Raw genomic sequence first — 14,197 nt, 5'->3', positions numbered from 1 at the left:
CGGTGCCGGCGGCGGGCCGGCCGGGCTTCACGCTGGGGGAGGGTGAGGTGGAGCTGGGGCTGGGCATCCACGGCGAGCAGGGCGTGCGCCGCGTGGCGCACCAGCCCGCGGACGCGCTGGTGGACACGTTGCTGTCGGTCATTGTCGAGGACCGCGAGCTGGGCCGGGGCGACCGCGTGGCGTTGATGGTCAACGGGCTGGGAGGCACGCCGCCCATGGAGCTGGCCATCATGACGCGCCGGGCGCTGGCGTTCCTGGTGGAGCGGGGCGTGAAGGTGGAGCGCGCGTGGCAGGGCACGTTCCTGTCGGCGCTGGAGATGCCGGGGTGCTCGCTGACGCTGTTGAAGGTGGATGACGCGCGGCTCGCGAGGCTGGATGCGCCCACGGAGGCCCCGGCCTGGCCGGGGCGTGGGCAGGTGGTCCTGCAGCGAAAGGGGGTGACCGCGCGCGGCGCGCTCCCGACAGTGGAGGGCCACCCGAAGCCCAGCCGGAGATGGCGCGGGTGCGCGCGGCGGCGCTGGCGGTGGCGGACGCGTGGGACGCCGCCGAGGCGCGGCTGACGGAGCTGGACAGCCAGGCCGGGGACGGCGATCTGGGGTTGAGTCTGGCACGAGGCGCGGCGGCCATCCGCGCGCTGCCGGAGCGGGCGTGGGCCACGCCGGCGGGGGCGTTGATGGAGCTGGGGCAGGCGCTGCGCCGGAACATCGGCGGCAGCTCCGGGCCGTTCTACGCGACGGCGTTGCTCCGGGCGGCTCGCTACCTGGCGAACAAGCCGGTGGATGCGGCGCTGGGCCAAGGCCTTCGAGGTGGGGTCGAGGCGGTGTCGGAGCTGGGCGGCGCGCGGCCGGGAGACCGGACCATGGTGGACGCGCTGCACCCGGCGGCGGCGGCGTTCACGCGCGCCGTTCGTGAGGGGAAGCCACCCGGTGAGGCGTGGGCGGAGGCGACGCGCGCGGCGGAGCAGGGCGCGCAGGACACCGCGAGCATGTCTCCGCGACTGGGCCGCGCCAGCTACCTGGGCGAGCGCGCGAAGGGCATTCCGGACGCGGGCGCCGTGGCGGTCGTCATCTGGATGAAGGCGCTGGGAGGCCGTGGGAGCTGACTTCCGGTTGCCGCGCGTCCGGGATCCTGGCCGGGGGCACATGCCGCGTGGGCCGTCGCGCGGGAAGCACGTCGATGAGCGACTGGGCCTCTGTCCAGCCCACGCTCGGCAGGATGACGTGTGAGCCCGCCACGTCGATGCGCACGTGCGCGATACCGTAGCCCCGCTCCAGGGGGCCCTGTCTGGCGCGGACGGACTGGATGCGGGCGCGCTGCACCACCGTCGTGCGCCTGCGCCAGAAGCCCTGGCGCACCACCACCAGCGCCTCCGTCACGAGCCACCCCTGGAAGCGCCAGTCGAACCACGCGCCCAGCAGCTGCGCGGGCAGCAGGAGCCACGCCACCGCGCCCCAGGCTCCCCAGAACCAGGTCGCGGGCGCGGCCACCAGCACGCTCAGGCCCACCGCGCGGATCCGCGCGCGCAGCAGCGCCTTCGGATGGGCTCCCTGGAGGGGCAGGGCGGCGATGGCGTCGGGCAGCTCCGGGACGAACTCCCGCAGCAGCTCCGGCATGCGGGCCGTGGACACCACCGGCACCAGCAGCTCCGCGCGGTCCGCGGACTCCTTGCCGGTGCGGACGCCCGCCGTCTCCACCTCCACCGAACCGAAGCCCAGCGTGCGGCGCAGGAGGGGTTCATCCAGCACCACCTGCTGGATGCGGGCCCGCCGCACCGTCACCTGCCGCCGGGTGATGAGCCCGCCCGCCGCGCGCAGGTGCGTGCCGGTGTCCACCAGCCGGAAGCCGTGGAACCGCAGCACCGCCCGCGCCCCGCTCACCAGCCACAGCCCGAACAGCCCCACGAGCGCCGCCACCGTCGCGGCCACCCACCCCATGCCCGGCGCCGCCAGCGCTTCCCAGTGCGCCTGCATCCACGGCAGCAACAGCTTGTGGAAGGTCTCGGTGATTTCATGCAACGCGCCCAGCGCCACCGCGAGCACCCCCAGGCCCAGCGCGGTCGCGCCGTAGAGCAGCAGGCCTCCCAGGTGGGCCTCGGAGAGCACGCGCTCCTCCGGAGCGGCTTCGCCGGGCAGGAGCACCGCCGCCGCGCCTTCGCGGCGCACCGCCTGGAGGGTGTGGATCAGCGCCTGCGCATCCTCCGGCGTCAGCCCTCGCAGGTGGCCGTCCGCCTTGCCTCCGGAGGCCGTCTCCACCTTCACCTCCACCAGCCCCAGCAGCTTCGACACGAAGGGCTGCACCACCTCCGTGTTCTGCACGCGCGCGGCTTCGATGAAGCGCGAGGTGCGCGTGAAGATGCCGGAGCGGATCTCCAGCTGGGCGCCCACCACGCGGTAGCTCAGCGTGGCCACCTCGTAGAGCCCCGCGGCGAGCAGGAGCACCGCGATGCTCAGGACGATCACCCAGAGGACCACCGGCAGGCCGCGGTCACCGGCGAAGTACGTGGGCAGCAGCGCGCCCAGCAGCATCCGGCCAATCGTGCCCGACAGGGGCACCAGCGCCGCGAGCGGAGCCTTCGCGCTCAGCCGCTTCCACGGGACCTCCTCCGCGGACGCCAGCGCTGCCACCGGCTCAGACGACATCGTCGGCCTCGCGCCGCACCAACCGCTCGCGCAGGGCATCCGCCGTCTCCCGGGCCAGGCCCGGAATCTCCCCGTCCGCGCCGCTGCCCGCCGCCGTGTAGATCTGCAGCCGCGCGAGCCCCAGCGACCGCTCGATGGGCCCCTGGTGCACGTCCACGTGCTGGATGCGGCCCGCCGGGATGGACACCACCTCCCGCAGGAGCACGCCGTGGGAGATGACCAGGTCGTGCTCGCGCAGCGCCCAGCCCCAGCGCTCGTGCGCTCGCTGCGGGTACCACGCCGTCAACACGCTCAGCCCCAGCACCACCGCGCACGGCAGCAGGAACGGCCAGTGCTCGTTGCCCGCGAAGCGCAGGCCCAGCGCGACGGCGAACGTGAGCGCCCCGTAGAGGCCCATGCGCAGGAGCGCGCGGATGCGGAACAACGTGAGCGCTCCGCGAGGAAGGCGTTCCAGCGTCGGCAGAGGGGCGGTCATGGGAGGTCCTCCGGGGAAAGCCGAATCTATCCCATTCGTCCATTCCGCTGGAGTCCCGCCACGGGGATGTATCGGAGGCGTCGCTACGGCCGCTGACGCAGGCCGAACGCGGCCCGCTGTGGATCCTCGCAGACCGCGACACGTGAGCCGTCCGGCATGACTTGCGTGCCATGATTGGCCACGAGCCCTCCGCCGGCTTCGACCGCCGTGAGCGCGCGGTCCAGGTCGTCGACCGCGAAGTAGAAGAGCCAGTGCGGATGGATGTGGGGGAGGCGCGCGGTGCCGCACGCGGCGCCCACGCTTCGCAGGTCCTCGCGCCAGGTGAACTGCTGATACGTCCCGACTTCGGGGGACAGCTGGAGCGCTTCGGTGGGCCGCCAGCCGAACAAGCCGCTGTAGAGCGCGATGGCGCGCTCCCGGTCGAGCGTGTGCAGCTCATGCCACGCCAGCTCCGCGTGCGTCGGGTGCCCCGTCCGTGACGTCAACGCGAGCACGACGCCGGACGGATCCCTCAGCACGGTGGACGGGATGCCTTCCGCGGACCTGCGCGGCGGTCCCAGCCGCTCGGCGCCCTGCGCGGTGAAGCGCTGCACGGAGGACTCCAGGTCGGGGACGTCGATGTGGCCCAGCCAGTGACTGGGGGCGCCCCGGGCCGCCGCGGCTTCCGGCAGGAGGCTGAGCTCTCCCTCGAAGGGCGCTCCCAGCACGTTTGAATAGAAGCGCCGCGCCTCGTCGGGCCGGGTGGTCCTGAGCTCGTACCAGCAGAAGCCGTTCATCATCGGGCTTCTCGTAGTGGACGGGCGCGGGCGAGTAAAGCCGTACTCAGGTGGTGGCGCTGGCGGCGTCCTGGGCGAGCACCTGCCGGAGCGCGTCGACGGTGACGGAGAGGAGCACGGTGTCGCTCACCGAATGCACCAGGCGCGTCGGCACGTAGATGCGCCCCGCGTGGAAGTAGTTCCAGTACACGCCGAACAGCTCGGCGGCCTCCGAGGTCAACTTCACCTGGATGGAGTCGACCTTCCAGGTCTCACTGTCGATGGACAGGGTCTCTACGTTCCCGAGCGTCTGTCCGCCGGCCGCGACGACCTGACGACCCTGGACGATGCGCTCCGCGAATTGCATGGCGTCTGCTCCTCCGTTTGCTCACAAATCAGTACGCGCCTGAAACCTGCTGGGCGCGCTCTTTCACGTTCAGGTCCGCCTGGAACGGGCGGGCGTCCCAGGGCAGCACCAGGCTGAAGGTCGTTCCGGTGGCGGCGTTGCTCGTCAGCTCGACCCTCCCTCCGTGCGCCTGGGCGCACCCCCACACCAGCGACAGTCCCAGCCCCCAGCCCTTTGAAGTCCCCATCTGGGCGGAGCGCGTCCGGACGAAGGGCTTGTAGATGGTCTCCTGGTCGGCGCGAGCAATCACCGGGCCCTCGTTGTGCACGGAGACTCGCGCTCCCGTGCCGGTCGACGTGACGGTGAAGGTGATGAGGCGGTCGGCCGCTCCGTACTTGAGGGCGTTGGTGCCCAGGTTCCACAAGGCGCGGCGCAGCTCCTCGGCGCTCCACATGCCCCGGACGCGATCCTGCGCCTCGAGCACGAAGCGCTCTCCATGGAGCATCGCCAGCTCCTCGACGACGTCGCGGGCGATTCCTCCCAGGTCGCACACGTCGAGCCGGAGCGGCAGCCGTTGGCCCGCCTGGATGCGGTTGGCGTCGAGCAGGTCCCTCACCATCTGGTCCGCCCGTTCGATGTTCCGGTCGATCCTCAGCCCCAGGTCGCGCCACGTGTCCAGCTTCTCCGGCGTCCGGATGAGCGCGTGGGCCCCCATCCTCGCCGCGGACAAGGGGCCACGAAGGTCATGGGCCAGGATGGTGACGAACTGCTCGCGGAGGCCTCGCTCGGCTTGAAGCGCTTCGACCTTCTCCTGGAGCTTCGCGTACAGCTGGGCGTTCTCCAGGTGGATGCTCAGGTGCTGTCCCAGGGTCTGGAGTCGCTGCTTCTCCCGGCCGGTGAAATCACGGGTGTCGGTCAGCCCGATGTAGAGCACCCCCATCAGGGCCCGGTGGGCGGGGAGCCGGACGCCAAGCAGCGAGTGGATCCCTCCCTGGCGGAGCGTGTCGCTCACCTGGAGCGTCGTGGTCGTGGCATCCCAGAGGGAGTAGGTCTCCTCGCCCGCCGCCGCGATGCTCCCGGTGAAGGTCTTCGGGTCCAGCGAGGTCGCGTAGTGCTCCAGTTGCTCGTTGGCGGCTCCCACGGAGGCCGCGGTGACCAGGCGCTCCCCCTCAGGCTCGTACAGCAGCAAGGCGCCGCTCTGGGCACCCATGGCCTCCAGGATGATCTCGAGCAGCTCCTTCAATTGGTTCCGGCTGCCGGGTCCATCCAATCTGAGGGCTTCGCTGGCCACTTGCTGGAGGAGCCGCAGGTAGCGCTTCTCCGTCTGTTCCTCCTCCAGCAGGTGCTTGCCGAAGAGGTCCGTGACGCTCTCCATGGCGACGTGCAGCTCGGCGTAGAGCCGCTCGACGTCATGTGCGTCGGGCTGCAGCTTGGGAGGCGTGATGGCCCACATCTGGGTGATGCACCGTCCCAGGATGGCGAACTCCTCGACCACCTCCGCGACATGGAAGCCCTGGCGAAGCCGTGCGGACACATGGCTTTCAACGTGCTGCCGCTGCTTGTCGTCGCCATCACCGCCAGAGGCCCGGGCTTCCGCGAGGGACGCGAGGTAGACGGGCATGACGTTCCTGAACTCGGGCTTGTCCAGGCCTCGGGCGGACGCCGCCCGGGTCGCCTCCTCCATCCAGCACCGCACGATCTCCGCGTGGTTGTTCCGGATGAACTCCGCGATGCTCGCCATGACCCCTTCCCCTGTCACCAGAATGCCCTGGCGCCACGCAATCACGGTCGGATTCGAAAGCGAGCAGAACGGCTGCTGGCGAGTGGTGCTGAACCGATATCAAAGGTGGTTATCGCCAGCCCCAGGTGCAATGGCGGACATGAGGGGGCGAACGTACTTCCACGGCATGCAAGCCGCCGCGCTCCCTTGGATGTTGCTCAGACGTCGATGCCGTCCCGGCGCAACTCCTCCGCCTGGGCGAGCCTTGCCTGCGTGCCCGGCGGCGGGGTGTACCAGCCCGGGTCTCCTTCGCCGTCCAGGTGGTCGCGCACCTTGAGGAGGGTGAACATGCCTCCCATGGTGATTTCGTCGTAGGGGCCCTTGCCGCCCACCATGGGGATGGAGTTCGCGGGCATGGGCATGTGGTTCATGCCCGCCATGTCCCCCATGCCGGTCTGCCCCATGGTCATGTAGCCGGGCAAGAGCGGCCGCACCTTCGCGTTCAGGGCCCCGGGCTTCACGCCGATCATGTTCGGCAGGTCGTGGCCCATCTGGTTCATCACGTGGTGGGTCATGTGGCAGTGCATGGCCCAGTCGCCGGGCTCGTCCGCCACGAACTCGATGGTGCGCGTGCTGCCCGTGGGCACCAGCACCGTCGTCTCCGGCCACTGCGCGCTCTCCGGGATGCGGCCGCCGTCCGTCTCCGTGATGCGGAACTGGTAGCCGTGCAGGTGGATGGGGTGGTGGTCCATCGCGCTCAGGTTGCCCAGGCGGATCCGCACCCGCTCGCCCTTGCGCACGACCATGGGCTCCGTGCCGGGGAACGCCTTCGCGTTCATCGTCAGCACGTTGAAGTCCGTCATCTCGTTGGGGTCCGGACGCCGCGTGCCCGGGTCGATGCGCCACTCGTGCAGCATGATGGCGAAGTCCCGGTCCACGCGCGGCCCCACCGGCTTGCGCGGGTGGATGATGAACATCCCCACCATGCCCAGCGCCATCTGCGTCATCTCGTCGTGGTGCGAGTGATACATCCCCGTCCCCGACTGGCGCACCGTGAACTCGTAGCGGTACGTCTCCCCCGGCGCGATGGCCTTCTGGTTGAGCCCGCCCACGCCGTCCATGCCGTTGGGGAGCAGGATGCCGTGCCAGTGCACCGTCGTGGACGCGGGCAGCCGGTTCGTGACGTAGAAGCGCACCCGGTCGCCCTCCACCACCTCGATGGTGGGCCCGTGCACGTGGCCGTTGTAGCCCCAGCACGTGGCCTTGAGGCCGGGCGCGAACTCGTGCTCCACCTCCTCGGCCACCATGTGGAACACCTTCACGCCGCCCACGTCCTTCCACGGCAGCTTCGCGCCGTTGGGCACGACGACGGGCCGGTAGTCGCGGCCCGCCTTTCCGGGCGGCAGGTGCGACTGCCGGGCGACCTTGCCGCCCGTGTCCGCGGCGGAGCCTTCGCGCGGGGCCTTCGCGCCGGGCACGCTGGATTGGGCCTGGGCGCGGCCGTGCATCAGCAGGGCGCCCGTCGCCAGCGTGGCGCCGGTGCGCGCGAGCAGGCTGCGGCGCGTGAGCGCGGCAGGCGTATCGATGGCCTCGGACGTCGTGTCCTCGGAGGGCCCTTGGGTTTCGTCAGTGGGCTTCATGGTGCTCATGGGTGGGCTCGGGGGAAGGGGACGGAGCAGGAGTGGGCGCGGGAGCGGGAGTGGGCGCGGTGGGCACGGGCAGGCGTCCGCCCACGAGGCGCTCCAGATCGGCCCGCGCCATCCAGTAGTCGCGGACCGTCTCCAGGTAGGCCCTCCAGGCCTCCACCTGTTCGCGCTTGGCGATGAGGAGGGCGGGAAGACCGATCTGCATGGCGTTGTACTGGCGCTGTGACTCCTCGACGATGGTGGTGCGCAGCGGGAGCACGACCTTCTGGTAGCGCTCCGCCATGTTCCGCAGCGTCACCAGCCGGGCCCTCGCGGCGCGCACCTCCGAGCGGGCGTTGACGGACAGCTCCGTCAGCCGGTCCTCGCCCTGGCGGTGCTGCGCTTCCAGCTTCGCGATGAGCGCCTGCCGCTGATCGAAGATGGGCAGCTCCAGCGACAGCGTGGGCCCCAGCAGGCGCGGCCCGTTCGCGTCGCGGTGCGTGTGCACGCCCACCTCCACGCGGCCGAAGAAGCGCGTGCTGCGCGCCAGCTCCAGCGCGTTCCACAACAGCGACACCTGCTTGCGGGCCGCGTCGATGTCCAGCCGCTGCCGGATGGCCAGCGTCTCCAGGTGCTCCAGCGACACCTCGGTGGCGGGGACCTCCGGCAGCTTCAGCCCCACCGTCCACTGGACCCTCGGGCCGAACAGGCCCATCAGGCGGTTGAGGTGTTCGCGCGCTTCGAACAGCGCCAGCTCGTCCTGCGCCAGCTCCAGCCGCGCCTGCTCCAGCGCGGCCTGTTCGGTGGCCAGGGCCAGCACCGTGACGTTGCCCGCGGCGCGCAGCCGGCCGGACAGGTCCGCCGCCGCGTCCGCGGCCTGGAACACCTCGCGGCGCAGCGCGACCAGCTGCTGCCGGGCCTGCACCTCCGTGAACGTCTGGCGCACCTCCGCCGTGGTGGCCAGCGCCTCGTGCGCGACGCGCAGCGTGTCCGCCAGGAACTGCTCGTTCGCCACGCGCTTGCGCAGGGGCAGCGTGAAGAGGTCCACGAAGCTCTGGACGATGGAGAACTCGTGCTCGATGCCGCCGTCCGAGGACAGCGGGAAGCCGATGCTCCCGTCGAAGGACGGATTGGTGAGCAGCCCGGCCTGCACCATGTCCGCCTGGGACACGCCCAGCTCCTCGTACGTCCCCTGGAGCGTGGGGTTGTTGAGCAGCGCCACCTCCACCGCGTGATCCGACGTGAGGTCGCCGGCCAGCAGGGCGTCCAGGTGTTTCTGCACCTGGGCGTCCTCGGGCGTGCCCTGGTTCCAACGCGTCTTCAAGCCTGTCCGCTCCTCCACGAGTGCCGCCACTTCCAGGTGGCCGCGCTCCTTCTGGACGGACGCGCAGCCACCGAGCAGCAGAACGGAGAGGAACCAGGGGGATTTCCAGTGCACACGAGACCTCGGAAAAGGGCGTGCCCGTACGGCAGCCAGGACACCGGCGGCTGTCGAGCAAGGCCCGGGCCATGACGTCCAATACCGCAACCCCATGGAATGACGGCGTCCAGCGGAGCACGTTCCCAGGGGCACTTCGGGTGAGGTGTGACCGTCAACGTCACACTGTGATGCGAGGAGCGGCGTCCAGGCCCACCGGCCCGAGCCGCCCCACGCCCGGGAGGAAGCGGCCCACGCGCGCCGCGTAGCGCTGATACGCGCCGCCGTGGAGGCGCAGCAGGTGGTCCTCCTCCAGCCGCACCTGGAGCGACACCAGGAGCAGGTAGTCGAGCCAGCCCATCACCGTCCACGCGCTCGGGGTCGCGAGCGTGAGGCCCGTCACCACGAGGAGCATCCCGCTGAAGATGGGGTTGCGCACGACGCCGAAGAGGCCGCCCGTCACCAGCTCCGTCCGCTCCGAGTCGATGCCGATGCGCCACGACGCGCCCATCTCCACCTGGGCCCGCACCGTGAGGGCGAACCCGGCGGCGACCAGGGCCCAGCCGCTCCATCGGAGCGCCGGGGGGACGTGCCACACGCCCAGCGCCGGCTCACCGAAGGCCAGGTGCGCCGCGCTCCAGAGCACGGTGGCGCCCATGAACAGCGCCATGCCCACGCCGATGACCCGCTGGAGCGGCGGCCCCGAGCGATGCAGCACCAGCGCCGGGCGGCCCGTGCGGCGGCGCAGGCGCACCGACGGCAGCACCATGGCGAAGAGGAGGAAGGCGAGGGTGGCGGCGGGCAGGGCCGGCCGGGTGAAGGTGGCGACGTCCATGGGAGCTCTCCTGCTGCGTTCCCCCACGCTGACGCCCGGGCCCGCGCGCTCTTACACCTGCATTTTCAAGCGGGCGCGCAGGCGCAGTCCACGCAGCCCTGCGCGCAGCAGTGGCCGCACAGCTCCACCAGCCGCCGGCCCAGGGCCTGCCGCGCGCGGTGCAGCCGCACGGCGGCGTTGTTGGCGGAGAGGCCCGCCTCCTTCGCATACGCGGCCACGCTCAGCCCCTCCAGGTCCACGCGGCGCACGGCCTCCGCGTACCCGGGCTTGAGCGTCCCCGCGAGCCCCGCCACGCAGCCGCACACCGTCGCCTCCAACCCGGCGGCGTCCTCGGTGGACAGCGGCTGTTCGTGGGCCAGCGACGCCAGCGCGGTGACCTCGCGCTGGCCCCGGCGGTGGCAGTCCACCAGCGCGTTGCGCAGGAGCCGGTAGAACCAGGCCACCGCGCTCTGGTCCTCGCGCAGGGACGCTCCCTGCTCCATGCCCTTCACGAACGCGGCCTGGAGCACCTCGCGCGCCGCCTCCTGGCTCCCCACGCGCGGCGTGAGGAACGCGAGGAACGCGTGGTGATGGCGCAGCAGCGCGTCCAGCGCCTCCGGGGACAGGCTCATACCGGGGCCTTGCGCTCCGCCCTGCGCGCGGCGAGGCGCTCCTGGAAGCCGTGCACCAGCGCGTAGAACGTGGGCAGGGCCAGCAGCGTGAACAGGGTGGACGTGACGAGCCCGCCCACCATCACCACCGCCAGCGGCCGCTCGATCTCCGTCCCGTGCAGCGGCAGCACCAGCAGCGGCAACAGGCCGAGGATGGCCGTGGCCGCCGTCATCAGCTTGGGGCGCACGCGGCCGAGGCTCGCCTCGCGCACGGCCTCCGCGAAGGGCCTGCCCCGGGCCATCAGGTCCTTCGTCTGCGCCACGAGCACCAGGCCGTTCTGCACCGCGATGCCGAACAGGCCGATGAGCCCCACCAGGCTGGACACGTTCCACGTCTCTCCCGCGAGCAGCAGCGCGAGGATGCCGCCCACGAACGCGTCCGGCAAGGTGGCCAGGATGACCAGCGCCTCCGCCACCGAGTCCAGCGCGAGGTAGAGCAGGACGAACACCGCGAGCAGCGCCACGGCGATGGCCACCGTCAGCGCCTGCGCCGCGCGCTCCTGGCTCTCCACCTTGCGCCCACGTCCACGAAGTAGCCCGTGGGCAGCTTCAGCTGCGTGGCCAGCACCTCCCGCACCTCCGCCGCCGTGCCGCCCAGGTCGCGGCCGGACACGCCCGCCTCCACCGCGATGCGCCGGCTGCCCGCCTCCCGGCGCACGCTCCCCGCGCCGGTGGTCTCCTCGATGGTGGCCAGCTGGCTCAAGGGGATGCGCGTGCCGTCGTGCCCGTCCACCAGCAGGTTGCGCAGGGCGTTCACGTCGCCCCGGCGGTGGTCCGCCAGCCGGAGCACCAGGTCGTAGCGGCGCTGGCCCCGCCAGATCTGCGCGGCCTCGTCACCCACCAGCCCGATGCGGACGGCCTTGATGACGTCCCCAGGCGTCAGGCCCACGCGCGCCACCGCCGCGCGGTTCACCGCGATGCGCAGCTGGGGCAGGCCGCTCAGCCGCTCCGCCCGCAGGTCCTCCACGCCGTCCACCTTCGCCATCAGCGCGCGCGTGCGCTCCGCGAGCCCGGCCAGCGTGTCCAGGTCCGGCCCGAAGATGCGCACGGAGAGGTCCGCGGGGCTGCCTCCCAGCCCCTCGTCGATGCGCATGCCCAGCGGCGTGGTGAAGAGCACCGACACGCCGGGCACCTTCTCCACCGCCTCGCGCATCCGCGACTCCAGCGCCTCGCGGCCGCCGACCGTGTCCTTCTTGAGGACCACCAGCACGTCGGACAGCGTGTGGGGCATGGGGTCCTCGGTGCGCTCGGCGCGGCCGGTGCGGCGCACCACGTCCTCCACCTCCGGGAACTCGCGCAGCACGTCCTCCACGCGGTGGTTGAGGCGGTCCACCTCGTCCAGCGACGCCTCCGGCGGCAGCACCGTCTGGAGCAGGAACGCGCCTTCGTCCAGCCGGGGCATGAAGTCGCTGCCCACCATGAAGGCCAGGCCCAGCGCCGGCACGGTGATGGCCAGCGCCACCACGCGCACCCGCCCCGCGTGACGCATGCACCTGTCCAGCAGCGGCGCGTACGCGGCCTTCACCTTGCGGATGAGCCACACGTCCTCCGGCGAGTCCTCGCGCGGCGCGCGCAGCAGGAGCCCCGACACCACCGGCACCAGCGTGAGCGCCAGCGCCAGCGACGCGGCCAGGCACGCCACCACCGCCGCCGCGAGCGGCTGGTACATGCGGCCCTCGATGCCCGTCATCGAGAACAGCGGGATGAACACCGCGACGACGATGAGCGTGGCGAAGGCGATGGGACGGCCCACCTCCAGCGCCGCCGCCAGCGCCTCCTCGCGCACCGGGCGGCGGCCCTTGCCCTCGCGCAGGTCGTGGATGACGTTCTCCACGACGATGATGGCCGCGTCCACCAGCAGGCCCACCGCGATGGCCAGCCCTCCCAGCGTCATCGTGTTCAACCCGATGCCCGCCGCCTTGAGCAGGAGGCCCGCCAGCGCCAGCGACAGGGCAGGGTGAGCGTGACGATGAGCGCCGCGCGCCAGTCCCCCAGCAGCAGGAAGAGCACGCCCACCACCAGGAACGCGCCCAGCAGGATGGCCCGGCCCACGCCTCCCAGCGCGGAGCCCACCAGCTCCGACTGGTCATAGACGACGCGCAGCTGCACGCCCGGCGGCAGCGAGCGGCGCAGTTCCTCGATGGCCGCGCGCACGCCCTCGGCCACCCGCACGGTGTCCGCGCCGAACTGCTTGCTCACGCGGCAGCTCACCACCTCGCCCTGGAGCCGGTGCGCCATCGCCCCGGCGCGGCGCGGGGGCCTCGCGCACGTCCGCCACGTCCCCCAGCAGCACCGGCGTCCCGTCCCGCAGCGCGACCACGGTGTTGTTCAGGTCCTCCACCGTCTCCGCCCGGCCCACCGCGCGCACGGCCCACTCCATGGGGCCCTGCGTGACGAAGCCGCCGGACGCGTTGACGCTGGCGCCCTCCAGGCCGTGCTGGACCTCGTCCAGCGTGATGCCTCGCGCCACCAGTTGATCCGGATCCAGCAGCACCTGGAACTGGCGCAGGTAGCCGCCCAGCCGCTCCACGCCCGCGACGCCGGGCACCGCGAGCAGCCGGTTCTTGATGTCGAAGTCCGCCAGGTCGCGCAGCGCCATCAGGTCCGCGCTGCCGGGCTCCGCCTCCAGCGTGAACTCGAAGACCTCGTTGAGCCGGCCGGTGAGGCTGGACACGAGCGGCGCGTCGGTGCCGGGCGGCAGCTCGCCCTCCACCCGCGCCACGTGCTCCGCCACGTACTGGCGGCTGCGGAAGTAGTCCGCGTCCGGTTCGAACTCCACCGTCACCTGCGTGACGCCCAGCTGCGAGGTGGAGCGGATGCGGCGCACCTGGGGCAGGCCCGCGAGCGCCACCTCCAGGGGGATGGCCACCGCCGTCTCCAGCTCCTCGGCGCCCATGGCGGGGTTCTGCACGATGACGTTGAAGATGGGCGCGGACAGGTCCGGGAACACGTCCTGGCGCAGGTTGCGCAGCGACACCGCGCCGAAGGCCGCCAGCGCCAGGACGACGAGCACCGTCAGCCCGGGCCGGGCGAAGGACGCGCGGAGGATGCGCCCCGGCAGCGTCCCGCGGGGGTCAGTGGCCATGTTCGTCACCTCCGCCCTCGGACTTCTCCACCTCGGCCTTGAGCAGGAACGCGCCCTCCACCACCACCTCGTCGCCCACCGCGAGCCCCGAGAGCACCTCCACCTGCGTGCCCAGGCTGCGGCCCCGGCCCACCTCGCGCTGCTCGAAGACGCCGGCCTCCGCGGTGGGCAGGAACACCACCCAGCCGTTCTCCAGCCGCTGGAGCGCCGCCGCCGGCACCGCGGTGAGCGTGGCGCCCGGCTCGCCCAGGGGGATGGAGGCGGACGCGGACATGCCCGGCCGCAGGAGCCCCTTGCCGTTGTCCAGCTCCAGGCGCACGGGGATGGTCCGGCTGCGCGGATCCACCCGCTGGCCCACGTGGCCCACCTTCGCCGCGAACTCCTGGCCCGGGTACGCGGCGAAGGTGACGCGCGCCTCCGCCCCGGACTTCAGGCGCACGGCGTCCCGTTCGAACGCGTGGACGACGAGCCACAGCGACGACAGGTCGCCGATGCGGAAGAGCGCCTGCGACGGGTCCGCCATCTGCCCCAGCCGCGCGGTGCGCTCCACGACGGTGCCGTCGATGGGCGCCTTGAGCACGAAGCCCGACGTGCCCTCGCCCCCGGCGCCGCCCGCGCCCAGGGCCAGCAGCGCGGCCTTCGCGGCGGCG

13 protein-coding genes and 1 pseudogene are annotated in these 14,197 nt (G+C 72.1%); 2 read left to right on the top strand and 12 right to left on the bottom strand.

The genetic code is table 11. The features are described from left to right. Both ACLEQD_RS21845 and dhaL read left to right on the top strand, forming a co-directional pair. Positions 1 to 560: dihydroxyacetone kinase subunit DhaK (locus ACLEQD_RS21845; RefSeq protein WP_410386385.1), on the top strand; the 560-nt coding region annotated here is incomplete at its 5' end. Beyond that, positions 494 to 1,102 (top strand): dihydroxyacetone kinase subunit DhaL, encoded by a 609-nt coding sequence (gene dhaL / locus ACLEQD_RS21840; RefSeq protein WP_410386383.1) that lies wholly within the window; start codon positions 494 to 496, stop codon positions 1,100 to 1,102. The genes ACLEQD_RS21845 and dhaL, both read left to right, overlap by 67 nt. On the opposite strand, the gene ACLEQD_RS21835 is transcribed toward dhaL, so the two are convergent. From ACLEQD_RS21835 to ACLEQD_RS21780, 12 genes and pseudogenes are all read right to left on the bottom strand, one after another. Then, the gene (locus ACLEQD_RS21835) at positions 1,065 to 2,639 is read right to left on the bottom strand and encodes a PH domain-containing protein (protein ID WP_410386381.1); all 1,575 of its coding nucleotides are present in this window, start codon (positions 2,637 to 2,639) and stop codon (positions 1,065 to 1,067) included. The genes dhaL and ACLEQD_RS21835 overlap by 38 nt on opposite strands. After that, positions 2,629 to 3,114 carry a PH domain-containing protein gene (locus ACLEQD_RS21830; RefSeq protein ID WP_410386379.1) on the bottom strand — a complete coding sequence of 162 codons (486 nt, stop codon included), beginning with the start codon at positions 3,112 to 3,114 and terminating at the stop codon, positions 2,629 to 2,631. The genes ACLEQD_RS21835 and ACLEQD_RS21830 overlap by 11 nt, the downstream gene beginning before the upstream one ends. A gap of 83 nt (positions 3,115 to 3,197) precedes the next feature. Then, a complete protein-coding gene (locus ACLEQD_RS21825; RefSeq protein ID WP_410386377.1) occupies positions 3,198 to 3,893 on the bottom strand; it encodes a VOC family protein in 696 nt (231 codons plus the stop codon). Between the two features lie 43 nt (positions 3,894 to 3,936). Beyond that, a complete protein-coding gene (locus ACLEQD_RS21820) occupies positions 3,937 to 4,236 on the bottom strand; it encodes a PRC-barrel domain-containing protein (RefSeq protein ID WP_410386375.1) in 300 nt (99 codons plus the stop codon). Positions 4,237 to 4,264: 28 nt separating this feature from the next. Then, on the bottom strand, positions 4,265 to 5,956 hold the full coding sequence (locus ACLEQD_RS21815) for an ATP-binding protein (RefSeq protein ID WP_410386373.1): 1,692 nt from the start codon (positions 5,954 to 5,956) through the stop codon (positions 4,265 to 4,267). A gap of 197 nt (positions 5,957 to 6,153) precedes the next feature. Continuing rightward, the gene (locus tag ACLEQD_RS21810; RefSeq protein WP_410386371.1) at positions 6,154 to 7,584 is read right to left on the bottom strand and encodes a multicopper oxidase family protein; all 1,431 of its coding nucleotides are present in this window, start codon (positions 7,582 to 7,584) and stop codon (positions 6,154 to 6,156) included. Continuing rightward, positions 7,562 to 8,884: a TolC family protein gene (locus ACLEQD_RS21805; protein ID WP_410386369.1), complete on the bottom strand. Its 1,323-nt coding sequence runs from the start codon at positions 8,882 to 8,884 to the stop codon at positions 7,562 to 7,564. Before ACLEQD_RS21805 ends, ACLEQD_RS21810 begins: the two co-directional genes overlap by 23 nt. A gap of 274 nt (positions 8,885 to 9,158) precedes the next feature. After that, positions 9,159 to 9,812, bottom strand: coding sequence for a methyltransferase family protein (locus ACLEQD_RS21800; protein ID WP_410386367.1), 654 nt, complete (start codon positions 9,810 to 9,812; stop codon positions 9,159 to 9,161). A gap of 65 nt (positions 9,813 to 9,877) precedes the next feature. Further along, positions 9,878 to 10,423: an RNA polymerase sigma factor gene (locus ACLEQD_RS21795; protein ID WP_410386366.1), complete on the bottom strand. Its 546-nt coding sequence runs from the start codon at positions 10,421 to 10,423 to the stop codon at positions 9,878 to 9,880. Then, positions 10,420 to 12,628 (bottom strand): annotated as a pseudogene (locus ACLEQD_RS21790) (efflux RND transporter permease subunit). Before ACLEQD_RS21790 ends, ACLEQD_RS21795 begins: the two are co-directional and overlap by 4 nt. Next, a complete protein-coding gene (locus tag ACLEQD_RS21785) occupies positions 12,549 to 13,547 on the bottom strand; it encodes an efflux RND transporter permease subunit (RefSeq protein WP_410386365.1) in 999 nt (332 codons plus the stop codon). Before ACLEQD_RS21785 ends, ACLEQD_RS21790 begins: the two are co-directional and overlap by 80 nt. After that, positions 13,537 to 14,197 (bottom strand): efflux RND transporter periplasmic adaptor subunit (locus ACLEQD_RS21780; RefSeq protein ID WP_410386363.1); only part of this gene is annotated, 661 nt, incomplete at its 5' end. The genes ACLEQD_RS21785 and ACLEQD_RS21780, both read right to left, overlap by 11 nt.

This window comes from Corallococcus sp. 4LFB, assembly GCF_046520365.1.
Lineage (GTDB): Bacteria > Myxococcota > Myxococcia > Myxococcales > Myxococcaceae > Corallococcus > Corallococcus caeni.
This window is presented reverse-complemented; position numbering and strand designations above follow the sequence as displayed.

Coding starts and splice junctions, on each gene's coding strand:
- dhaL (WP_410386383.1), top strand. CDS start 494: ATGGCGCGGGTGCGCGCGGCGGCGCTGGCGGTGGCGGACGCGTGGGAC.
- ACLEQD_RS21835 (WP_410386381.1), bottom strand. CDS start 2,639: ATGTCGTCTGAGCCGGTGGCAGCGCTGGCGTCCGCGGAGGAGGTCCCG.
- ACLEQD_RS21830 (WP_410386379.1), bottom strand. CDS start 3,114: ATGACCGCCCCTCTGCCGACGCTGGAACGCCTTCCTCGCGGAGCGCTC.
- ACLEQD_RS21825 (WP_410386377.1), bottom strand. CDS start 3,893: ATGATGAACGGCTTCTGCTGGTACGAGCTCAGGACCACCCGGCCCGAC.
- ACLEQD_RS21820 (WP_410386375.1), bottom strand. CDS start 4,236: ATGCAATTCGCGGAGCGCATCGTCCAGGGTCGTCAGGTCGTCGCGGCC.
- ACLEQD_RS21815 (WP_410386373.1), bottom strand. CDS start 5,956: ATGGCGAGCATCGCGGAGTTCATCCGGAACAACCACGCGGAGATCGTG.
- ACLEQD_RS21810 (WP_410386371.1), bottom strand. CDS start 7,584: ATGAGCACCATGAAGCCCACTGACGAAACCCAAGGGCCCTCCGAGGAC.
- ACLEQD_RS21800 (WP_410386367.1), bottom strand. CDS start 9,812: ATGGACGTCGCCACCTTCACCCGGCCGGCCCTGCCCGCCGCCACCCTC.
- ACLEQD_RS21795 (WP_410386366.1), bottom strand. CDS start 10,423: ATGAGCCTGTCCCCGGAGGCGCTGGACGCGCTGCTGCGCCATCACCAC.
- ACLEQD_RS21785 (WP_410386365.1), bottom strand. CDS start 13,547: ATGGCCACTGACCCCCGCGGGACGCTGCCGGGGCGCATCCTCCGCGCG.